Origin of the sequence: Algoriphagus sp. Y33 (assembly GCF_014838715.1) — a bacterium.
GTDB lineage: Bacteria > Bacteroidota > Bacteroidia > Cytophagales > Cyclobacteriaceae > Algoriphagus.
On the sequence record NZ_CP061947.1, the window covers coordinates 3,342,071 to 3,363,581 of the forward strand.

Below are 21,511 nucleotides of genomic sequence, written 5' to 3' on the forward strand. Positions count from 1 at the left end.
TGTTATTTTACCTGCTTTCTCTTTTTCCGTTTCTTCTTCCGCCATTCAAATGGCAGGTAACTATACGTCTCCATCGGTGTAATCACTTCATCAAACAAACCACTTGAAGAGCCATTGGAAGTTCTGGTTTCCTTATCAGAATTCAGTATGATAGATCGCTGAGCGTGTGAAATTTTCTGCTGGAGACTTGGTGATTTGAGGAACGATTCGGTAGAACCCGTTTCATTTTTCTGAATACTTTTTAATCGATTTAACAATCCATTCACACTGTATTTTTTACCCAGTGCACTTCCGTTAAACACACATTTGGTTCGGTGGTCAACATAAGTAATCCCATACAGCCGACCTTCTTGATTCTCCCGTTTGACCGTGACAATGCCCTGCTTCTCCAGGCATTTTATTACCTCATCCAAACTGCTTTTATGCATCTTCAATACAGTCAGATCAATTGCTGAGCGAATGGAATTGATATATTTCTTACGTTCTGTTTTATTGAATTCAAACTTTGATTCTATGGCATTAAGTGTAGCAGGAAAATGAAAACTGCTTGCCTTTACAGGTACCCCAACTTTATTTCCTTGACCATCCAACACCCGGTAAACCAGTCCTCTATTTTTGAAAATTCGTGATTCTTCAGTCCCACGGTCAGCCAAAATCCGATAGCCTTTCAATAACGCATTTAGTTCAGGCAAGGAAGTGTAACTGTAGTTTCTTAACACATGTTGCAATACATTTCCAATAGCTCTCTTAGTCTCAGATTTACCATAGTCCAGTTTGGAAATCGACACAGGCTTTGCTATAAAAAGGCCCTGTTTCTGAGACTCGGCTGGCACCAAACCAAACTGTTTTTCGATGGCTTTTCGGGTCGGTTCAGACTTGAGTTTTCCGATATTATGCAAGGGAATCCGCTTGCCGTCGAGCTCAATATTGGTTGTCACAATATGCAGGTGTGGGTGGCCTGCATCGGTATGTTTATACACCAGATAAGGTTGGTTTTCAAACCCAATCCCATGCATGTATTCCTTGGCAATCTTTTGTAATTTTTCTTTTTCAAAATCCTCTCCAGGAGCAAAATTGAGAGAAATATGCACTGAATTCACTGAAGTTTTGGAGTTCAATTCAGTCAGTTTAAGCATGTATTTCAAACGAATATCTGCTGACTTGATCCCTTCCTCAACCGGATAGTTCTGGATCAAAAGCAATTCAGCCATTCCTTGTTCTACCTTATTTTCATTGTAGTGGAATGGTCGTCTTAAAGAAGCGCTGGTCTTTATGATTGCAACCATTTCGCTGCTGATTGATTGATAAAAAGGGTAACCGATTTCAGTGAATCTTCAATCACCCGCTGTAATATGTTTCCCTCAGAAAGGTGAATTTTTAGTTCATTTCCAGTAGTTGAATTTATCTTTTTCACCAACTGATTATAGTTGGTAGCAATACCATGCAAGTCTCTCCTCAGCGATGCTAACTCGGCCAAAAGTTCCTGCATTCCGGTATCCTTATACCTCCCGATAACAGGCTTTTTCAAAAGCAATTTTCTGGTATAATCACTTAGATTATCCTGAACTGTCTGCTCAAATGCCACTTGGATTTTCTCATATTCTTGAAGTGTCAGCCTAACATGCAACCATTTGCTTCTTTTGTTCTTTTCCTTCATCACGATCCTTATTCACTGTTCAACATCTTTACAAATTCCAACCCCACGACTTCGGAGTAAGGGGTTCAAGATCCCGGTTGTGATACAACCGTACATCTTGCCGATTTCAGAGGACACAGGAAATCCCGTTAGCTTATTGAAGGTTTTTCAAGCTTTGGAAAAATCGCTGATCCATTTTATAATCCCAGTCGGTAGGTGATACAAGTATAAAAAGTGCTTGGATCATTTACCTATCCTGATCAATTTCTAAATAGGCTCATTTCATTGATAGACAGTAGTTTTAGGAAAACATTATTTCCAACTCAAAACCAAAGAAGCCATGGCTATCTCATCTCTTGAAACAATTTACGATACCCTACTTGCCGTTCCAGGCATGAATGACACAGTAAAAATCGATCTGAAAATTCCCCGCAAAACCGTGTTATTACTAAGTGAAGTAATCACACGTGGAATGGAACAAAAATCTGAACCCGGTAAAAACCCTATTCGTATTTCAAAAGAATCAGAAGAAGAGCTGAATGCTATTATCTCCGATAGCTTGGAGAAAGCGGGACTAACTACCCTAAGTTCCAAACTTAAAAGGCTGACAAGTCAAGGCTAGGAGAAACAGGCTACTTATTGCTAAAAAATACAGAAAGCTTAGGTATCATTACAATGATCAAACCTACCTTATACAAATCGATTCATTGACGGAGGGAATGAATCGGTTTGTAAAGGGTAGATCAATCTTTTGCCAAAGCCCTGTTCCGCCGGAACAAGGAAGTGGGCTGTGGGATCTTCTTGACTTTTTTCTGTTTTATCAGAGTCTTGAATTTTATACTTACCTCTGTCAATCAGATAAATGCTCCATAAAAATATAATCAGCATTCCCAAGATCATCATTGGAATACTCACAAACATCATAAAACCTTCAACCATAGAACTTAAAACTGCTTTGCTATATCTGGAATAATATTGCAAGCCTCCAGGTCCTCGCCGGTAAAACCTCCTACGATTCACCCATACCCTCAACGCAAAGCCTCCTCCCAAAAGACAAATTCCTACCGATACAATAAATAAATTTTCCCAAAACATAATTTGTCCTATTGATATCCCATATCCGTATCATCCATCCGCTTCACCAAGCTTTCCTTCAGACCATCCAAAAAGATTGTTCTCCCTTTTTTTCTGCCCCTCATGCTCTGGAATGTGCGGTAGAAATTCCCAACTTTCACATGAAAGATTTTCTCCAGAATCGATATGATCATCTTCACATCACTCTTTCCGTGATTTACAGAGCCTCTTGAATGCAGCGCATAAGCCAATTCAATCAATGCAGACTTTGAGTCCGTCCATTCATGGTTTGAATTTTTGTCCCCACTTTTACCTAGCCCCAATTCTAATTTTATTAACTGTTCTTGCATATATTCAATCAGACTTTCATAAGCCATTATTTTGGCCAACTTACTGCTGTTCACTGTAGAAAACTCCGGGTCAAAATCAAAGGAATAATCTGGGATAAATGAAACAGGGAGAGAATTTCTTAAAAACAGCTGTTCGTCCTGGTCACTCCTATCCAACTGATGGTAGATATAGAGCTGATGGTTTCTAGCAAAAAAATCCTGAATCTGATCCATTACATGATGATAATACGACTTGATAAGCTCTTTCTTTCCTATAGGTCTTCTTGATTCAATGTAGGTAAGCTCAGAATAAAATATTAGTTCTTTATAAAATAGAGGTTTGTACTCCTTAAAGAACTTTATCTCCTCGGTACTATCAGCAAATTGATATCCCCCCATAAACAATTTAAGTTTGAGTAAAATAGCATGGACAGCTCTTCCACTTTTCTCAGCTTTTTGTATTTCGCTTGAAGTTTCTTTCGCCACCTCTTTCAGTGACAACTCCATCTCCTCAAAAAGCTTTTCTACAAATGCTTTCATATCCTCCTTATTTATTTCCAGAACTCTGATTGCCTCTCAACTCATTCAGTGCCTTTTTTTAATCCTAATACGTAGGGAATGATTACTACTTCGCAGCTTCAAAACTACTCATATAAGCCTCCAGACTTTCTTTGCACTTGTCGAGAAATACAGTCCTATTTTTCTTACGCGTCTTAATTTCCAGGAAGGTTCTATAATACCCTTGCAGTTCCCTACCGAATACTTCTGCCAGAATGGTTGCCAATTCCGTAACACTGGCATTTCCGTAATTTATTGCATTTGAAGTTTTCAGGGCATATACCAATTCCACCAAGTCCGCCTTTTTCCCAGTCCAAAGCAATTGGGGATTTTTACCTTCATTAACTGGGCTCTTGGCGTCATGTAAGAACAATAGTTGATCATGGATATAGCCTGCCAATGAAAGAGTGCCCATGATCCTGGCACAATACAAAGTATAGACAGTACAATATCTGGTATCCAGGGTATGCCAGAATAAATTCGGCTTATATACTGGCGCCTGAGCACTTCTTAAGAAAAAAACCTTGTCCTGGTTCTCTTTTCTCATTAGGAGATAATTGTAAAGGTTCTGGTTGCTTTGTAAGAACTCCTGTACACTCAGCAATTCCTTTTCGTAGAATTTTCTGATTTCATGTTCCGACCCAGCCGGTTTGACAGACTCCATATTGAAAAGCTCGGAGAAATAGACAGACTCCCTTAGGAGGTAGGTCATATGGTGTTTGAAGAATTCTATCTCCTCAGTATCAGACGCAAATTCGTATTTATCCATGAACAGTTTGATCTTATCCAAAGCCCTATCCACTAGGTGAAAGGCAGATTCAAATTGGATGAGCTTGTTTTCTCCATCCATTTTCAAAACCTCCAGATCATTTTTCAGTCTGGAGATTATCTGGTCCGAAAACGCGAGAATGCTCATAAATTAGAATTTTAAGTGAAGAATCAACTCTTCCTGTAGCGTGGAGAAATCGAAAGTGACCAATGCACTGAACCTGCAATCTTGTATTTGATCTGCTTGAGGTATTTCAGTATACCACTGTTTTCAGGCTTGTATTCCTCTCTCCATCTTCTTTCCAGCACCATAAATTCCTCCAGTGTTTCCGCATGCAGGTTCAAAATTTCCTGCTGGGCCTCTTTGAAACTCATTCCTTTATGTTGCATCAATAACGCCACGGCATTCATAAAATCACCTCTATCAGTTTCTTTTTGGTAAGATATCAAGTCGTTGGTTAAGTAGATCAGCTTGGCAGCCTGCACACGGAGATCGGATGTTTCTTTCCAATCAAAAGAATCACTTGAAAAATTCTCACTTGATTCAAAGGCACAAAGGGCCAAGGCTAGATTTCCTCCTGAAAAAGCTGGCCTGATAACCTGGTATTCTTCCCAACTAGGCAGAGTCTTTTTGTCCTTAAATTCCGCTTCAATTTTATTCTTTTGCATATAATTCAGAACCTCGGAAAATATCAGTCCCTTCAGTTCCTTATGGCCAGAAACCAGCGCATCGAATTCTGTAGCCAGATCACTAAAAGCATTTAGGAAAACTGTTATACGATCAGGATTAAATCCCAATGGCTTACCCCCCATGATGTTATCAACCCCAGTCAGTAGATAATCCCAAAAACCTGCTTTCTGCCCGAAATGCAAATCATCTGTCAAATCATCCAGATAAAACAGCCAGAGGTAGAGCTTGGAAATCCAAACCCCTTTTTCAATATCAATTTCCGGATACAGGCAGGAGGACAGGTAACTGAATTTTTGTTCTTTGTAATAGGCGATCTCAACGTTGTTCCTAAGGATTGAATGGAAGTGAAAAGCCCAGGAGACAGTCTGTTCCTCGATTTCAGCTGCATCAGTGTGGACATAGGCAGGAAATGGATAGTGTAGCAATTTTCCAAGTTTTCCACTTTTATCAGCAGGTTTTTTACCAGTGGACTCTTTCTTAATACGTGCTGCTGTAGCGTAGCTTACCCCCAGAAGGCTCGCCTTTTCATTATTGGTCAGATCATAGGTGAACTTGGGGAACTTCTCTTCAATCACCTTGAGTTTGTCCCGGTAGTTCATCTGGGTAAATGCATGCCATTCCACATCAGAATGTCGGACTTTTGCAATCTGGGATTTTGAAAAGTCTGTGAACTCAGGTATTTCCTTCAGCAATAGCGTTTCATTTGGGTAGGAAAGGCTTATATAAAAAGATTCTCCCAAAGACCTAAAGCGAAATTTACTGGGCATCTGTGTTTGATAGGATTCAAAATCCATAAAGACATCACCCGGAAAGTAGAGTCTGGACAACTTACCCATATAGTACATCCCGATCATTCCTTCCACCAGAAACCTGGATTCGGTTTCCACAGTACCGGCATGACGGATGGTAGCTTTTCGTTTAGCAATCCTTATTTCCAGAAATTCACCTACTTTTTCAAAAGCATTATCACTCACTTTACCTCCCAGTCCGAAAAGTTTCTTTAAAAACGTTGGATCCAAATCATACCCATTCATGATGATGACTGTTTAGATTACACAGTACTTCCGATAACAAAACTCCTTGCCAGAGCTTACATTTAAATTGCCTTTGCAGTTGAAGACCCAACTGCCGAACTTGCTTAGTTCTATTATTCACTAAAAAAACAGTAGTCCAGTTTAAAATCCCGACACCTAAAAACCAAGTAATCAATCACTTATTTTTCAAAACCATCTAAAATTGTATAATTGATACACTTTTTAAGTTTATCACCCACCTTGTGAATTCTGGATTTTTATAATACCCAACTTTCCATCGAACATTAAAATGAATGGAAAACACAGAAAAATCAGCTATCCCAAGCATCCTGCTGATCCTCTTATGGACCTATACTGGAATTGACAAAATCCTACACTGGCAGGACAGCAGAAAAGCATTCCATAACCAGACCTTTCCTGCAGAGCTGGCAGAAGTACTGGCCTATGCAGTACCGACTATTGAGTTGCTGATTGCCTTACTCCTACTCTTTTCAGTCAGTAGATGGTGGGGATACCTCTCAAGTATCCTCCTCCTCACCGTCTTCACCACCTATGTGGGATTGATCTGGGTAGGAGCTTTTCCCAGAGTTCCCTGCAACTGTGCGGGAGTTTTAGAAAGCTTAGGTTGGAAAGCACATTTCTGGCTTAACAGTGGAATGATTGGAATAAGTATCATCGGACTATACTTCACAAAAAAGCGGAATCCTTAGATCCCGCCTTGAGGCGTTAAGTTTTTAGTAGGTGATAGCAACTATTTCCTTAAACAATATAAACTAAATATTAATTACATCAGCATCTAAAGAGTAAATAATTAAACACTATCGCTCTGAAGAATAAAGACTTGTCACTAGGCATTTGAAAAAACGGGGCAGGAAAAGGCATTATCCCACCCCAAAAAATAGCTTAATGAAAATCAACTCAATTCACCGCATTACCTGTCTCCGAATCTGGAAGTGGAGACTCCAGACTATACTGGGTGATGCAAGAGGGAGATGCCGAAAACCCTTTAAACAGAGTAGGTATTTTAACCACTTCCGGTAAACAGCATGTAGCTCAATCCGGGAATCCTAAACGTTTTCCCTGTTTTTGATTTGTTAAAAAACAGGACACAACGATGAATACTTTAATTAAAAGATTACCTGCTTTTGCATTTGTAATAGCAGCCTTTGCTGCATTTGCATTCAATGCTCCTGTCATAGGCAGCGAACCTACGGCAACTAAAATCTGGACCCCAGACACTTCCCAACCTAATGGCTACCGGGATGTCACTATTCAGGTTCAATCCGAGGACTATGAGTGTAATGCCAGTGGAATGGATTGTTTGGTAGAATTCTCCAACGATAACCCTGCGACTGGCATCCCTAACGTCCTGAGCGAAGGAGAATTCGTAGAATTATAATTTAAAACTTATAGGCACTAACCCAAGGCTCTGCTGAGCCTTGGGTTTTTGTGGATCAAGGATTCTGGATTATTCCACTTCTGCTGATTTCATCCAATGGAATAGGAAATGCATATCTAGGAGAATTAGGAGCCAATTCATATCGAATCCCATTCACTTCTCTCACCAAAGTTTCTGTTTCACCTTCCTGATTCAATCTCCTCAAATCCATCCAGCGCAACCCTCTCCCTATCAACTCTTTTCTTCGTTCTTGCAGAATTCTTTCCAATACCTCTTCTAAGTTCAATTCGGCTAATGGCACCCAAGAATCTGATTGATACCTTAAGGAAAGCAAGTCATTGAGCATACTTAATGCCTGGTCATCCTCGCCTGTTCTGACCAATGCTTCCGCAGCATTCAGGTACAGTTCCCCTACACTGATCCCACCAAAATTCTGTGTAGCCCCAGAAAGCTTTCCTGTATAATTAAAATTTCCAGAGGATGTCTCATCAAAAAAAGCAGGTTTTCTTAAATCATTTTCCTCAAAAAGATCTATCAAGGCTGAATCCACAAATACCTGAGTAGATCTCAAATAGGAATAACTAAATAAGGTGGAGTAAAATATAGTCTCCTCATCAAAGCGTGTAAAAGGTCTTCTAGCTTCTACATCTATATTATTAAAATCCAGACGATCAGTATAAATCCCCAAAGCTTCTATAGAGGATTTGGCTGCCAATTCATATTGGAAGGTATTTAGATATACTCTGGAGAGCACTCCTAAAGCTATTGCTTTGGTTGGTCTGGTTTTGGGTGCATTGGTAGAAGGCAGCAGCTCTACCGCTCTATTCAGATCTGAATAAATCTGATCATAGCTTTCCTGTAGATTAGCTCGCTCCAGGTTCTCATTTACATCTGCTGTGGATTTCAGGACGATACCCAAAAGGGACTCATTTCCTCCTACTTTCTGGTAGGGCATCGCAAATTCAGAAACCAATTGCAGGTAAGCATAGCCACGGTAGAAATAAGCCGAACCCAGTAAGACATTGTACAATTCAGTCTTCTCCCCTTCGAAATCTTCCAAAACTTCCAATGCGACATTGGCATAAAAAACCTGTTCGTATAACCCGTTCCAGTCTCCACTGAACCCGGAGGGATAGGGATCATCAGACCAGATATATACCGCTTGCTCAATAGGATTACTTAAGGATGCATAGCCTGCATCGGAAATCCAGACTTCTTCGGATGCAATACTAGGTAAAGTTGCCTGCCCATTGAATACATTCGTATTATCCAGCAGGCTCTGCACATCTGCCAAAGTTTTGGGAACAACCAGGCTTTGATCCGGTTTGGCATCCAAAAACTCCTCACAGGACATCAGCCCTATGAGGGAAAAACAAAACAGCAGGATTGTCAATCTTCCTTTCTTTCGTTTCATCTGTTCTAGTATATTTTTCATTTGATTGATTGTTTATAAGATAAATAGGGCCATGAATTTCTCCCCTAACAGATCTAAAAGAGGAACCTCCCTCACTTCCCGATTGCCATTGAGGATTAAGAAAATGTATGACCAGTCCCCTTTTAATTCTTGATGATCTTTTCGCTGTTTAGAAATCCAGCTGAACTCCCACCGCTATACTTTTCCTGGGTTTAAACGTTCCAAAATCAGGATCCCAGTCTGTATCCGTAGCTTTCCAGATCATGCCTAGATTATTCGCATATAAATAGAATTCAGCATTGTTGAACATCCCAGCCTTATTTGATGAGGAAGGGATTTTATAGCCGAGCCGTATATCCTGTAACCGGATATGATCCCCCTTTTCCACCAAAACCGAACTGCTTCTATAAAACTGATCTCGAAATGCATCCCTTTCCTCTGGCATGGAAGGCACCTGTGTAATCAACTCATCCCCTGCTTCCTGCCAGCGAAGACTATAATCAGAATGACCGCCCCGACCCTGCAAAATAGATTCATATTGCACCGAAGATCTGCGGAAGAAATACCCGAAACGATAGGATATATTGGCTGAAAGACTGAAACCCTGAAAGCTGAGGGTATTTCTAAAAGAGCCAAACACAGTAGGACGTGCAGGACCGTGATAAACCAGCGATTCCAGGGTAGCTTCATTAATAATCTCCCGGTATTCCTCACTCGCCTCTCCATCCAGCAAGCCTACAGGATCTCCGGTTTCAGGATTCAAACCTTCCCAAGGCAAGGAATAAACCCCAAAAAGCGGTCTTCCTTCGATTGGAAAATAGGCTCCTCCCAACCCGTTTATACCATAGTTCAGCAGGTTATTCACATTGATCTCATCTTCGTAGGAAGTGACTTTTTCCTTAATTCCACTAAGTAATAGTACCGAAGACCAGGTAAATTTCCCTTTCAGATTGACCGTTTCCAGTGAGAGGTCAAATCCCTGAGTTTGCGTAGCGGCGTTATTCCCTGAAAAAGCCGTAATTCCCGTGGACGGAGCATAAGGAACTGTTCCAATTAGATCCAATCCTTCTTTTTTATAGACTTCAAAAGTGCCCATAATCCTGCCTGATCTGTTTTCCCAGTCCAGACCCAGATTCAGGATCTTGATGCGTTCCCATCGTAGGTTTTCATTGGGTGGATTTACGATGATGGAATACGGGATTTGTGTAATAGGATTAAATGTAGTGGAACGCGCTGTGGTAAAGGCGGTCAGGCTGCGGTCCACATTTCCATTGTATCCATAGGATGCCCGAAGCTTCATAAACGGCATCCAATTCCAGTGATAAAAGCCTTCCTCGCTCAACGTCCACCCCAAACCAGCAGACCAGAGCGGAACAGCTTTTTGATTGGCAGCAACGCCAAAGAGATTGGAAGCATCTTTTCTGGCGCTTAGAGTGAGCAGGTATCGTTCTTGATACATTAGCGAAGCATTGGCAAAACCTGAATAGAATCGATCACGCATTAAGCTGATTCCATCTGTATTGGGAATACGTGCAGTAGCAAAAGGATTGGTAGACAAGGGGAACAAACTCACATAATCCACAACCTGTGTGGTAGCCAATTCAGGATTATACCCATAATATCTCCCTGAAAAGGCGTTGGACTCCAAGGCTTTTACTTCCGCTCCTGCCAGTACATTTAATTTCCATCCCTGTTCCCAATCTTTAGCATAATTGGCTTGCAGCCTACCTGAATGGGAATTAGCTCTCGAATTCGAGTAGTTATAAATACCTCCGTATGGTATTGCATAGGACAAAGCTCCCTCTTCTGCCATTTGTGTAAATTGATTAATCAGGTTTCGGGCATCATAGCTATTGTCCTGATACTGACGTTCTGTAAGACCAGTATTTTGCCAATATTGATACAATGCCTGAACTGATAAACCTGGAAGCACTTCATAAGTCAATCCCAAATTTACCCGCCAATCATCCCGAACTGAATTTGAATTTGATCTTCCTCTTTCTTCCAAGGGAACAAAAGACCAGTCCAAAAAGCCCAAAGTCTCCATTTCCTCCTTAAAACTATTGCGATAATCCCGATTTAGTGGCAATGGAGTTCCTGAATCATCTGCCAGTCTAGCGTAGGGATAGGTTCCTGCATAACTGCTGAAAGTAATGTCATCTGCTGCCATATGGGCATCCGTAGACTTGCTTTTCACCCCATAAAAAGCTGTCTGTACCTTCAACTTATCCGAAAGAAATGAAAAATCATTTTTGAGGGAAAGGGTAATCCGATTGGAAGCATCCCCACTGATTTCCGGACGTATATCGTCGTAACCTAAAGAAATCCGGTAGGTATGGTAATTTCCTCCCCCAGCTATTCCCAGATTGTATTGCTGATTGAGTTGGGGACGATAAATATATTGTTTCAACTCATTTCTGAGGTCATAACTTCGAAATGCTGCTATCCTAGCATCCGCTTCCGATGCTGAGATCAAGCCATCCCTTTTTGCGATGAGTGTTTCCACCACCGGACTCAACACCTCATTTCCAAAATCTGATTCCAAGGCAGTATAAAAGCCCTGACCGAAGAGCATTTCTTCCACATCGATGTAATCATCAACTCCTAGATTTGGAGCAAGAAAAGGATCGGTTGGTTGTATCCAATTGGCATTACCTGTAAAACTGACACGGGTGGCTTGATTGTTCTTTCCTGATTTGGTGGTAATGACGATCACCCCGTTTCCTGCACGAGCCCCCCAGATAGAGGCTGCAGCTGCATCCCGCAATACGGTAATACTGGATACGTCATTGGGATTGATATCCTCCAGATTCCCATCATATGGAAAATTATCTATCACAATCAAAGGCTGGGAAAACCTTCCCAAGGTACTTCTGCCTCGGATGGAAATGGGATCTCTCCCCACGTCACCGGTACGGTTCAGGATCAGACCGGAAGTAACATCTTCCAATCGATCAATCAGGTTGGTACTTACCCTACGATCCACCAGTTCCTCATTCAAGGAAACAAAAGAACCTGAAGCCCTGCTCTTCGGAATCTCCTGATAACCAGTGGCGAGTACCTCTACGCCTCCCAACTCAAAGTCTTCTGGCGCCAAAAGGATAGTTAACTGCTCCGAAAGAGGAACTTCCATTTCAATTTCCCGGACAGTATAACCCAGGTAGCTAATCCGAAGCGTATAGGTTCCTGCGTCCAACTCAAAACGGAATACACCTTCCTCATTGGTAATTTTCCCCGTTCCGCTTTCCAGAACACGCACCGAAGCTCCGATCAATGCTTCACCGGTAGTTTGATCCTGCACCCTTCCTACAACTTGCAGATTCTGGGCGCATAGATCCATAGAAGAAAAGGCCAAAACAAAAATTAGAATCAGTAGATTTTTCATAAAGCCAGTACTTTAGCATCCCCTATTTTTTCCAAAACCAATACGTTGATCTCCACTTCCTTTTCCAGCAGATCCAAACCCACCTGACGTAGCGCCTGCTTCAGGCTGGAAATACTGGATAGCTGTGCTTCCAGTTCCAGATCAATGGGATAGTCTATTCCGGTCAGGTTGAGGATAGGGAATTCTGATCGTTGATAGAAATAGAAATTAAGGTGATAGACAAAGCCCTGCAAGGGATAATTTTGCATACTAAGCCCAAAGGCTCCGGCTTGATAGCTGCTTTCAACCTCTTGCGCTTTGGGGTAGTTAGTTCCTTCCTGCTGAACTATCGCATACACCTTCCGCTTCTCCTTTTTGACAGAGGCCTTGATATGGGGGAAGTACCTGTTTAGATCCTCGCGCATCAGCGCATAGGGATTTTGGGAAGGAGGAGCGATCAACTCATAGCCAAAAACATGATTACCCTGTTCTTTCCAGTCCAGATAATCCATTCCTGTCTTTTTGGTAAAGAGTTCTTCGGCTTCAAATCCAATAGTCTGAATACGGTTTCTCCCATAATAATCCACCAGATCCCTTTCCGAAAAAGCCAACTGGTAATGCCTGATCAAGGGCATATTGACGATGCGGATATGGGAAAGGTCCTCGTATTCCTGAATGATAGAACCCGATACATCGGGGATATATCCTGTCAGCGCAGACTGAAACCAGATGTTTTTAGAAGGTACCTGGGGGCTTTCAGAAATCAGTTTGTCATACCTTCCCAGTAGTATTTTACGGTCCTCTTTGTAGCGGAAAACCGAAGCATCCCCTGTGAGCATTTTTTCCAGATTGGAACTAGTCAGATCCTCCAAACCTGTAATTGCAATCACCCTCCCTTCTGGATCCACGATAACAAAATGAGGAATCGTGGAATGCGGAAACAGCTCTCGCATCTTACCTGCATGTAGCACTAGGGGTAAATCAACCCCGACAAGGGATTCGTAACCGGCAAAAACCTCGGAAACCCGCTCTTCTTCAAAGATGGTCATAGGAATAATTGCAATCTGATCCCTAAACTCCTGACTCAGATTTGCCATCCTTGGCAATGAAGCAATACTTGCTGTGCAGGTAGGCGCCCAAAACTCCAGGATGAGGTATTTGCCGCGGTAATCGTCCAATCGGAGCTTATCCGAGTCAAACTTCAAGACCTCGGAGAATTCGATGCCCTTAGGAATCTGGTCTCCTATACTCAAGGTATCGGAGCGGGTCTCCCCGCCCCGATGGACTCCGGCATAATAAACCAAATCCTGCCCTGGAGTAGGTGAATCAGCAACCTGTGCTGTGGTGGTGCTTATGGGTAGACATAGCAGTCCCATTAAGCATATGAGTATGTGTTTTTTCATGCTTTTACGATTTTAAGCTGGAAGACGGAAGACCGAAGATGGAAGAAAGGTGTCCGGTGTCGGATGCCCGATGTCCGGCGTTGGAAGCAGGAAGTCGCAGTGAGCAGAAGTCAGAAAGCTAAAAGCTTAAGTAAGAAATCTAAAATCCTTACAACCGACCTTCAGGTCATTTCGAAGGAGTTCCAAATGAGAAATCTCTCAACTCTAACTTCTTGATTCTTGGCTCTTTGTACTTGGTACTCGGTACATTTTTCAAGACATACCTCTTCCATCCTGCCTTTCTCAGGCAACCAGCATTAATGAATAAGAAATAAACAGAAGTAATGGAGCTATTGACCTGCTGCAGCAGATGATCTCCATTTTGTCGTCACTGCGAGGAGGAACGACGAAGCAGTCTCAAAGTGTGAAGTACAAACCTTCATAAGATTGCTTCGGCAACCCCTATCTTTTCATCTAGGGGCTTTTCTCGCAATGACGAAATAATCGTCACTCTCTGATCTGTAAGGATCGTTCCGCCAAACATACAAAGCCCAATCGGAAGCAATCAGAGAGAAAAAGTGCCCTGATCCTTAGATCGGATTCTTGGGCTTTAGAGGATACAGTCGATCGACCGCGGCGATGCCATGTTCCTCTGGAAGGATGTAATAGGATAAAGGTAGTGAGCAATGTGACCCAATATAAAAAAGCTCAGACAGATCCTTCTTCCAGAATACTACGCCCGGGAAGCAACTTAATCCAGAAAAAATCACCATCTGTTCCATGATACTTGGGTTATTACTAAGTCATTTTGAGATATCCCAACAGGAAATATTTCAATCGTCCCTAAAAGAAAAGGCTTCAATATAATCTAGTAAAAGTGAGCTCACGCCGTAGCGTGAGCATTTTCACTTCACTTCTACCGTCTATATTGAAATTTGGCAGTTTTCTTAGACGAGACTATAAAGTGCAAATGCATTTGAGGAACCTCTCCAATTTTTCTCTTTGAAAATCAAGGCTCTATTTTCAATGACTATACCAAAAATATAAAAAGATTTCATAAAACGATAATATTTTTACTTTAAAATATATTTTATACCCTTTTTATGGAATTATAATACTGAATACTGTAAGTTTTCCTTTACTTATATTTGGGAAACTTGGCAGTTTTCAAATGAAAAGAGAGAATTACAATAGAATTAAGGCCGTTTTGGCTGAAGAAGGAAAGAAAAATATTGATTTAGCAAAAAATCTAGGTGTTAAAGATACTACAGTTTCTAGGTGGGTGACAAATGATTCTCAACCCTCAATTGAAAGGCTTTTTGAAATAGCTGATTTTTTGGAGGTTGATGTGAGGACTTTACTGGTTTCGAATCTCTTAAAGATTAAACCTTCGGATGAGCCAAAAATTTAAAACCATACTCTTCAGTCTATCATTAGAAACTTTGTTTAGCTTCCTTCTCTCTGGTCCTAAAGGGAAGTCAAGGAAAAAACTTATATAATGCTCCCACCTATTTCCTAATATATTTTTGCAGAACTTTGATTGATGAAGCAGCCAGGTCTTCTGCAGTCTGTGCCCTGCCGATTTTTTTCTCATCTGAGGTAATTTCCTGCATTATTTCCTTTTTGATTATATCTGGCATAGAGGTACCATTCCCACCCAACTTAACATGCAACGCATCTAATTTCGAGAAAATACTATCAACCCTTATGTTCTTAATAAATTCAATCAGGCCATTGTTAAATCTCTTCATCACATCAATTGGCAAATAAAAGATCAGCTCTTCATCACCAGCAGGTTTATTAGTAGAAGCTGCAAAAATCTGATTTTGGATCCCGAAAAACTTATCTTTTAAGAAATGAGTATAGTTATCACTGAAGGAAAAGAATAAGATATATTCCCAAATAATGAGGGTATATGGATATTTAGAATCCGGATAAAAATGAAGAAATGTAGGGGATGATTTAGAATAATCCGGGGATCTAATCAATTTGTAAGTAATCCCCTTTGCCGATTTCATCTTTTTCAAAATAGTTAGATCCATTTCCTTAAAATCAGTTTTTAATATTTTGAAAAGCATTTCTCTAAGCCTTTCATTCTGAGGGTCTGAAAGACGCATTCCTCCATTTCCACTAATTGATAATCTCCAAATTATACTTGCCCAAAATAAAAGCCCCAACGCTGACTGAACACCTGATGAATAGTTATTATTTGATTTCAAATTTAAAGTTTGAGAATACTTCTCTTCAATTACACCCAGTTTTCTCTCGCATTGTGAACAGAAAATATGGTCAATTATCAATGGATGTGAATTTGCTTCTATTTCCTCTTCTGTGAGGTCACCATAAACCTCTTCAAGTTTTTCAGGAGATACTTCTCTTCCAAAATAAGAGAATGTATCTCCAGTTTTGATAACAAAGCCTAGTTCATTACCTCTCCCTGTTTTCCCTTCCTCATTTTCAATACGCTTAAGTAAAAAATGCGGCACTATATGAGATCCTGTTTTGTCAGCAATATGATTGTTGCAAAGTTTGCAGATTCGATCCATTATATTTTTGACAATTGCTTGATTCAAACTTTAGATTTAATTGCAGGATTGCAATTCGGAGAAATTCTTTATAAACCGCCGCCAGTAATAAGGGGGAACGTAAGTTCTGTAATGAAGACAAGACATTAAACCAACTGGCCAAAAGCCAGTTCTAACAAAGCCAAAACTATACTCTTGGGAATTATAAAGAAAATCCGATAACACTCCATCTTTGAATTTCTGATAGTCATCCGGAAATGACAACACGGTCAGTGTATATCCAGTCTCAGGAACAGCCCGACGACGGAACATAACTGACTCTGTTTCCTTTTCAGGAAACCAAAGCATAAGGTTGACCTCCTTAAAAACGGAATTGAGATATATTTGTGCTCTGGCATATAATGACGGAGCATCCAAAACAGCAATCCACTCCATCAGACATGATAAAAGAGAGGACGAATTTGTTGCATCTGACTTCCGCAATTCTGGTGTAGCCCGAAATTCCGCTACTTTTTCCAGGCTATTCCCATATTCAGGAAAAGTTTTCATCAGCACAATTCCTTCAGCCATACTTTCTAGATAATCCTCTATCATTTTTTGGATATCTTCCCCCCTTCCAAACAGATACAGTAGCGTGAAAGCAAGGTTTATCTCGATCATTCTGTCATCTGTATCCGGCCCGGTGATGATCTCGTTATTCTCGAATAACCTCAACAATCCGTTTGCAGCTGCTGTTGAATAGGAATCCAGAATATCCCTCAATTCAGGATTATCTTGTCCAAACAATGCCTGTAGTGTCACACTTTCAATTCCACAGAGGGCTATCTGCCCAAAATGGCTATAGACGACCGAATTGTAAGTGACAGGATTCGAACAGTATTTTCCAAATCCATCTTCAATCTCGCAAACGGGTAGTAACCTGGACATATAGAACTGATTGATTTGGTTTTTTAGAAATAACAGGCCAATAAACACCTCCATTAGAGATGTATCTGAGAGAATCCCTGATTCCCAATATCGCTCCCAAACCTTTAATACCGTAAGTTCTCCTGCCTTGATTGCCAACATACTATCTTCTTCCCTTTTGCAGTAGTTAAAAACAATTGCTAGTATAAGCTTGATTTTATGAAGGATTTTCAGATTCTCCTTCGTGCTAGTGTTCTTAATTTTTGAGTTAGCCGCCAATACGTCATCTATCAACAAAGAATAATCTGAAAGGTCATATTCGGAATTATAAAGGTTGACAATCACCTTTCTGAGCAACTCCCTTGCGCTTTCGGAAAAAACCTTCTCGTTGAGCATTGAATCATATACCATGGAGACAAGTGTCTCCAGCTGCCAAATATCAAAGCTATATTTTGGGTAATCTTTTTGAAATGCAGCCCAATTCTGCTGAATAGCAGCTTCGTTGATTCCATTGTGTGCGATTACGATGACAATGGGAAGCCTTTTGTGTGCAGGCGAGATGTTATTTCTGATATAGACAGAGATAATCTCGCGTAAAGAAGGCTCAAGTGCCTGGTTCCCGCCCTGCCAATTCTTTCGATCAAGATTTCCTTGTTTTACTGTAATTAGAAAGAGTTTTTTTCTTTTGTCATCAGGATCTTTGCCTATCGCACAAATATCGACTCCATACTGACGTACGCCTTTTTGAGGCCCGAAAAGTATCTCAAACCCATTTTCCCTTAAAATTTCTTCAATCAAAGCATCAAGTTCCCTGTCTTCTTTTAGCGATGCGACATAGTCAGCCAATATTAATTTCATACCGTTTCAATAGTTTCATTTGGACTCTTATTGATTCTTGATGGACTGGATTCAGGTTCTCTCCCGAGGGAAATTCACGTTCTACCCTGATGTTACCTAATGGTTGGACTTTATGAAGCAACTCATTTGGCCTTTTTATAGCCCATTTATGAGAATTTATGGCTAGGGTCTTACCAATACTAAAAATCCCTCTTTTTTTTATTGCCTTTGAATATTCCGTAAGGCTCCGCCCTTCATAGAAATTCACCCATTGAACGAGCTTGGAAGACGGCTTCAGCTCTTTCATTGGGAGAATGGTATTCAAGTTTTCAAAATATCTCTCGAATACTACCAATGCATCTTCGAACAAAATCTTAGTGAAAGGAGAAAGAGTTCCAGACTTTAGATCTTCCTTGATAATTTCAAGTGTGCTTCGATAGTTGTAAATCAGGTAATGTTTCAGCAAACGGCCCAAAAACCCAGATAATCCAGAAGATCCATGGTTCACCGACCTGATTATGGACAACAACAATTTTTGAAGAGGCTCCTTTGAGAATACAAAACCGACAGTTTTTGAAGCCATGTACGCCAAATCCAAATCGGAGAATCCCGCAAACAGCTCTTTTGGGATATCAAAAATGGTATCGGGTAATTTTCCCGAAGAAAAGCGAAACACACCCCTATGGAAATTGGAATCGTCGGAATTAAGCCAAGACAGAAATTTCTTCTGAAAAAAAATGATGTCAAGCTGCGCAAGACGCAAAACACTGTCATCCAAAACCTTGCTACCCCCGTCAAGCTGTATCCTGTGCTCAACTAGTTCGTAGGAGGCATCCAAGTTCTCTTCCATCAAAGATCTCAAAAGGCTGGATTGATAGTATTCTATCTGTAACTCATCGACAGAAATAAGAGCCTTTAACGTTGAAAAAAACCAGTCCCAATCTATATTGGATTTCTGCTTGGTTAAAAAATAACCAATTCCTAAATAATAATTGTCACCGTTTCCCTGTCTGGCTAAAGACTGATCAATGAAATCTGTTACACGGGAGTCTATAAAACCGAAAGAGCCACAAATCAATATGAAATCTTTTGCATTAAGTTTTCCAACATCATTCAATGAGACGAGGTGCTGAAAATAGTACTCCCTTTCTTCCTCACCTTTCAAGACATTGCCGATGGCAAACATTTTCTCATACCAAAAATGACCGAATACATCAGATTCAAACAAACTTAGATAATATTTGACTCCTTTGGATTGCTTTTTATCAATCATTCGGATCAATGCGGGAAGGGCTTTTCTCGCAGACTCTGATGTAAAAAGAACAGGCAAAAATTTTTCAATGTCAACGGCTCCATACTTGCAAAAATCTCCCCATACCACAACTTTTTTTAGGACATCTTCTATCCCAACATCGTTAGGATTTCTTTCCATAATCCTAATGATCCAATCAAACAACTCCTCCACAGAAACATCAGAAAAAGGAAGTAAATCGGCTAGCAGAAAAATATCATCCCAATCTTCCATATCGAACTCTTTTGCCAATCCACTCCAAAATCCCGAATTGTTGTAAACTAGACAGGAAAAAGCCAATAACTCAAGTTGGTTTTCGAGTTTTTTGAACTTTGAAACTATCAGGGCCCCTTCCAAAGCAGTACGAACTGACCCGATAGTTTTACATTTATCTAGGTTTTGATACAGGCAGCCTTGAATATGAGCTAAGAGGAAAACTTCTATGTCAATCAGATGTGAACCTTGACTTGGGAAGAAATCCTCCCACCCTCTTTGATTATTCAGCCAATCCAAAAAGATGTAACTACTTATTGATTTCCTGTTTGCCTGAATCTCTAAATCACTAGGTAATAAAACTTCTAATAAATCCAGTTGTGGAGGAAAAGATTTAGTTGTATCCAAAAGGCTGATGATCTTAGCATAGTCAATTTGTCTAAACATGAAATACCGATTGAATGGTCAATGAAATAGGGTTCATACTATTTAAACTTTATTAAAATAAATCCTCTTCTGAGCAAAATCGAATAGCCAACATTCCCTTCTGGGGGTATTCAGATCGTTTGTATTGACTGGTCGGAATTTGTAATTCAATTCTCATATCCTAAACAATTTGCAATGGGCTTTCTTCTGATGCTTCAGCCATCTAATATTAACCATATTAATACAATCCCCATACCTATTTCTCTAATTTGGGCCAAAGATGATTGAATGAAGAACAAAGTTTTAAATAAAGGTTCAACCTTAAGTTATTGGAAACATAATTCCTAGTTGGTATGATTATAGAAATATTATCCATTTAAGTGCTTTCAAGGAATCATTTGAAGACCTTCCATTTGAGATCGCTTCCTATGATCTCCATTAATTGAAAATGCTTCCTTTAAATCCGTGGTAGGATCAAAATAAAAAACCTCTACCCATTTAATGACTCTACATTTGCAGTATCTTAATTAAGGTTGGGATAGTGAGCCTATGCCAAAAAGTTATATCATATATACCCTATAATAAAGCTAAATCCATTCCCAATAGCAATCACCCTAGTCCTGTTAGATATCGGTTTATTTTGACCTGCTGTCTAAAATCTGATTCGATAGCATTAGTAGTGCTATCAGTTTACAAAAAAAGTATTTCGTGTGAGGCTAATCACCATCTCTATTAAAACTAATTCTCGGATAATTTAGAGATTTCCCCAATCCCTCTAAGCCAGGAAATAAAGTTTCTGGAGTAATATTCATTTGTCTTAAATATTTCAGTACACTATAATTCAATTCCTTAGCTATTGTAATCTTTAATAGGGCGATTTCCCTTATGTTGTATCCTGACAAGTCATCAAAATGTAATTTTGTAGGGGTTGGTGAGGACAAATAGTACGTTAATGAATGAGAAAACGGAACCATTATGTTTGTAGGCATAACAAATAATCCCTGCTGAATAGATAAGCGTTCATTACATTGTTCCGGGTTTATCAACAGCAACTCCTTTTCCAATTCCCTATCGAAACTTTTGTCAGTAATTACACAGTTTGCTTTTTCATTACTAAGCTGATACTCTTTATCCATACTCATACCTCCACCTTTCCCCGTTTTTTCATATTTTTCTCGCAAAAAACTATCTGAGATACTGTATGTCAAAATATTTTTGTTTATAGCCCATACGGCAGAATTACTTTCGTTATTTGCGATAGCCATTCTTATTGCCACAAATAGAGACTTAGAAAAGTCCAAGAGCCTAGTTGCCGCTCCGTAATGTTGCATAATAGTTAACCACTCGATATTATTTGTGCTATCCGGCGAATTCTGCGAATAAAGCGGATATTTCCACTTAAACTCTTTTAACATTTCCTTTTCGTGGTGTGGGATCATTGCTTTGTCTACCAAGTTTGGGAACAATGAATTGATAAGTCTTTCAAGAGAGGTAGATAAGGGCCAATTTTCATTAGCTTGACCTCTAAACACAAATTGATCTAAAAATCTCTGATTTAAAGTAAAAATATCAGACCACTGATTTAGTCTACATTCTATATATAATTGTTTCATTCCTTACTTATCAATTCCGTATACCTACTTTTGCTTTATAAAATCTGGTGC

17 protein-coding genes are annotated in these 21,511 nt (G+C 40.1%); 4 read left to right on the top strand and 13 right to left on the bottom strand.

All coding sequences use genetic code 11. The features are described from left to right. Nucleotides 1–2 precede the first annotated feature (2 nt). Complete coding sequence (locus ID165_RS13390; RefSeq protein ID WP_192085339.1) at nt 3–1,286, bottom strand: relaxase/mobilization nuclease domain-containing protein; 1,284 nt, start codon at nt 1,284–1,286, stop codon at nt 3–5. Continuing rightward, the gene (locus ID165_RS13395; protein ID WP_192085340.1) at nt 1,271–1,657 is read right to left on the bottom strand and encodes a plasmid mobilization relaxosome protein MobC; all 387 of its coding nucleotides are present in this window, start codon (nt 1,655–1,657) and stop codon (nt 1,271–1,273) included. The genes ID165_RS13390 and ID165_RS13395 overlap by 16 nt, the downstream gene beginning before the upstream one ends. A 319-nt stretch (nt 1,658–1,976) precedes the next feature. Between ID165_RS13395 and ID165_RS13400 the strand changes: the two genes are divergently transcribed. Next, nucleotides 1,977–2,258: a hypothetical protein gene (locus ID165_RS13400; protein ID WP_111612302.1), complete on the top strand. Its 282-nt coding sequence runs from the start codon at nt 1,977–1,979 to the stop codon at nt 2,256–2,258. 68 nt (nt 2,259–2,326) lie between these two features. Here ID165_RS13400 and ID165_RS13405 read toward each other — a convergent pair whose 3' ends face one another. The 4 genes from ID165_RS13405 to ID165_RS13420 all read right to left on the bottom strand — a co-directional run bounded on the left by ID165_RS13405 (nt 2,327) and on the right by ID165_RS13420 (nt 6,090). Continuing rightward, complete coding sequence (locus ID165_RS13405) at nt 2,327–2,731, bottom strand: hypothetical protein (RefSeq protein ID WP_111612303.1); 405 nt, start codon at nt 2,729–2,731, stop codon at nt 2,327–2,329. A gap of 8 nt (nt 2,732–2,739) precedes the next feature. Beyond that, nucleotides 2,740–3,579: an RteC domain-containing protein gene (locus tag ID165_RS13410; protein ID WP_111612304.1), complete on the bottom strand. Its 840-nt coding sequence runs from the start codon at nt 3,577–3,579 to the stop codon at nt 2,740–2,742. Between the two features lie 85 nt (nt 3,580–3,664). After that, a complete protein-coding gene (locus tag ID165_RS13415; RefSeq protein ID WP_111612305.1) occupies nt 3,665–4,513 on the bottom strand; it encodes an RteC domain-containing protein in 849 nt (282 codons plus the stop codon). A 23-nt stretch (nt 4,514–4,536) separates the two neighbouring features. Beyond that, nucleotides 4,537–6,090, bottom strand: a complete 1,554-nt coding sequence (locus tag ID165_RS13420; RefSeq protein ID WP_192085341.1) for a terpene synthase family protein — start codon at nt 6,088–6,090, stop codon at nt 4,537–4,539. Nucleotides 6,091–6,383: 293 nt separating this feature from the next. On the opposite strand from ID165_RS13420, the gene ID165_RS13425 reads away from it, so the two are divergent. Both ID165_RS13425 and ID165_RS13430 read left to right on the top strand, forming a co-directional pair. Then, nucleotides 6,384–6,800 carry a MauE/DoxX family redox-associated membrane protein gene (locus ID165_RS13425; protein WP_192085342.1) on the top strand — a complete coding sequence of 139 codons (417 nt, stop codon included), beginning with the start codon at nt 6,384–6,386 and terminating at the stop codon, nt 6,798–6,800. A 404-nt stretch (nt 6,801–7,204) separates the two neighbouring features. Continuing rightward, nucleotides 7,205–7,489, top strand: coding sequence for a DUF6520 family protein (locus ID165_RS13430; protein ID WP_192085343.1), 285 nt, complete (start codon nt 7,205–7,207; stop codon nt 7,487–7,489). Nucleotides 7,490–7,544: 55 nt separating this feature from the next. On the opposite strand, the gene ID165_RS13435 is transcribed toward ID165_RS13430, so the two are convergent. From ID165_RS13435 to ID165_RS13445, 3 genes are all read right to left on the bottom strand, one after another. Continuing rightward, entirely contained in the window at nt 7,545–8,924 is a 1,380-nt protein-coding gene (locus tag ID165_RS13435) for a RagB/SusD family nutrient uptake outer membrane protein (RefSeq protein WP_192085344.1), read from the bottom strand. Between the two features lie 148 nt (nt 8,925–9,072). Then, nucleotides 9,073–12,288 (bottom strand): SusC/RagA family TonB-linked outer membrane protein, encoded by a 3,216-nt coding sequence (locus ID165_RS13440; protein ID WP_192085345.1) that lies wholly within the window; start codon nt 12,286–12,288, stop codon nt 9,073–9,075. Further along, nucleotides 12,285–13,670, bottom strand: coding sequence for a TlpA disulfide reductase family protein (locus ID165_RS13445; protein WP_192085346.1), 1,386 nt, complete (start codon nt 13,668–13,670; stop codon nt 12,285–12,287). Before ID165_RS13445 ends, ID165_RS13440 begins: the two co-directional genes overlap by 4 nt. 1,150 nt (nt 13,671–14,820) lie before the next feature. On the opposite strand from ID165_RS13445, the gene ID165_RS13450 reads away from it, so the two are divergent. After that, on the top strand, nt 14,821–15,060 hold the full coding sequence (locus ID165_RS13450) for a helix-turn-helix transcriptional regulator (protein ID WP_192085347.1): 240 nt from the start codon (nt 14,821–14,823) through the stop codon (nt 15,058–15,060). A 97-nt stretch (nt 15,061–15,157) separates the two neighbouring features. On the opposite strand, the gene ID165_RS13455 is transcribed toward ID165_RS13450, so the two are convergent. From ID165_RS13455 to ID165_RS13470, 4 genes are all read right to left on the bottom strand, one after another. Beyond that, the gene (locus tag ID165_RS13455; RefSeq protein ID WP_192085348.1) at nt 15,158–16,222 is read right to left on the bottom strand and encodes a hypothetical protein; all 1,065 of its coding nucleotides are present in this window, start codon (nt 16,220–16,222) and stop codon (nt 15,158–15,160) included. A gap of 9 nt (nt 16,223–16,231) precedes the next feature. After that, nucleotides 16,232–17,938 (bottom strand): hypothetical protein, encoded by a 1,707-nt coding sequence (locus ID165_RS13460; protein ID WP_192085349.1) that lies wholly within the window; start codon nt 17,936–17,938, stop codon nt 16,232–16,234. Beyond that, nucleotides 17,919–19,868, bottom strand: coding sequence for a hypothetical protein (locus tag ID165_RS13465; RefSeq protein WP_192085350.1), 1,950 nt, complete (start codon nt 19,866–19,868; stop codon nt 17,919–17,921). Before ID165_RS13465 ends, ID165_RS13460 begins: the two co-directional genes overlap by 20 nt. Nucleotides 19,869–20,563: 695 nt before the next feature. After that, nucleotides 20,564–21,460, bottom strand: a complete 897-nt coding sequence (locus ID165_RS13470) for an FRG domain-containing protein (RefSeq protein WP_192085351.1) — start codon at nt 21,458–21,460, stop codon at nt 20,564–20,566. Nucleotides 21,461–21,511: the final 51 nt, after the last annotated feature.

Excerpts from the sequence above, each read along its gene's own strand:
- ID165_RS13410 (WP_111612304.1), bottom strand. The coding sequence starts at position 3,579 with ATGAAAGCATTTGTAGAAAAGCTTTTTGAGGAGATGGAGTTGTCACTG.
- ID165_RS13415 (WP_111612305.1), bottom strand. The coding sequence starts at position 4,513 with ATGAGCATTCTCGCGTTTTCGGACCAGATAATCTCCAGACTGAAAAAT.
- ID165_RS13460 (WP_192085349.1), bottom strand. The coding sequence starts at position 17,938 with ATGAAATTAATATTGGCTGACTATGTCGCATCGCTAAAAGAAGACAGG.
- ID165_RS13420 (WP_192085341.1), bottom strand. The coding sequence starts at position 6,090 with ATGAATGGGTATGATTTGGATCCAACGTTTTTAAAGAAACTTTTCGGA.
- ID165_RS13395 (WP_192085340.1), bottom strand. The coding sequence starts at position 1,657 with ATGAAGGAAAAGAACAAAAGAAGCAAATGGTTGCATGTTAGGCTGACA.
- ID165_RS13400 (WP_111612302.1), top strand. The coding sequence starts at position 1,977 with ATGGCTATCTCATCTCTTGAAACAATTTACGATACCCTACTTGCCGTT.
- ID165_RS13430 (WP_192085343.1), top strand. The coding sequence starts at position 7,205 with ATGAATACTTTAATTAAAAGATTACCTGCTTTTGCATTTGTAATAGCA.
- ID165_RS13405 (WP_111612303.1), bottom strand. The coding sequence starts at position 2,731 with ATGTTTTGGGAAAATTTATTTATTGTATCGGTAGGAATTTGTCTTTTG.
- ID165_RS13440 (WP_192085345.1), bottom strand. The coding sequence starts at position 12,288 with ATGAAAAATCTACTGATTCTAATTTTTGTTTTGGCCTTTTCTTCTATG.
- ID165_RS13450 (WP_192085347.1), top strand. The coding sequence starts at position 14,821 with ATGAAAAGAGAGAATTACAATAGAATTAAGGCCGTTTTGGCTGAAGAA.
- ID165_RS13470 (WP_192085351.1), bottom strand. The coding sequence starts at position 21,460 with ATGAAACAATTATATATAGAATGTAGACTAAATCAGTGGTCTGATATT.
- ID165_RS13445 (WP_192085346.1), bottom strand. The coding sequence starts at position 13,670 with ATGAAAAAACACATACTCATATGCTTAATGGGACTGCTATGTCTACCC.
- ID165_RS13425 (WP_192085342.1), top strand. The coding sequence starts at position 6,384 with ATGGAAAACACAGAAAAATCAGCTATCCCAAGCATCCTGCTGATCCTC.
- ID165_RS13435 (WP_192085344.1), bottom strand. The coding sequence starts at position 8,924 with ATGAAAAATATACTAGAACAGATGAAACGAAAGAAAGGAAGATTGACA.
- ID165_RS13465 (WP_192085350.1), bottom strand. The coding sequence starts at position 19,868 with ATGTTTAGACAAATTGACTATGCTAAGATCATCAGCCTTTTGGATACA.
- ID165_RS13390 (WP_192085339.1), bottom strand. The coding sequence starts at position 1,286 with ATGGTTGCAATCATAAAGACCAGCGCTTCTTTAAGACGACCATTCCAC.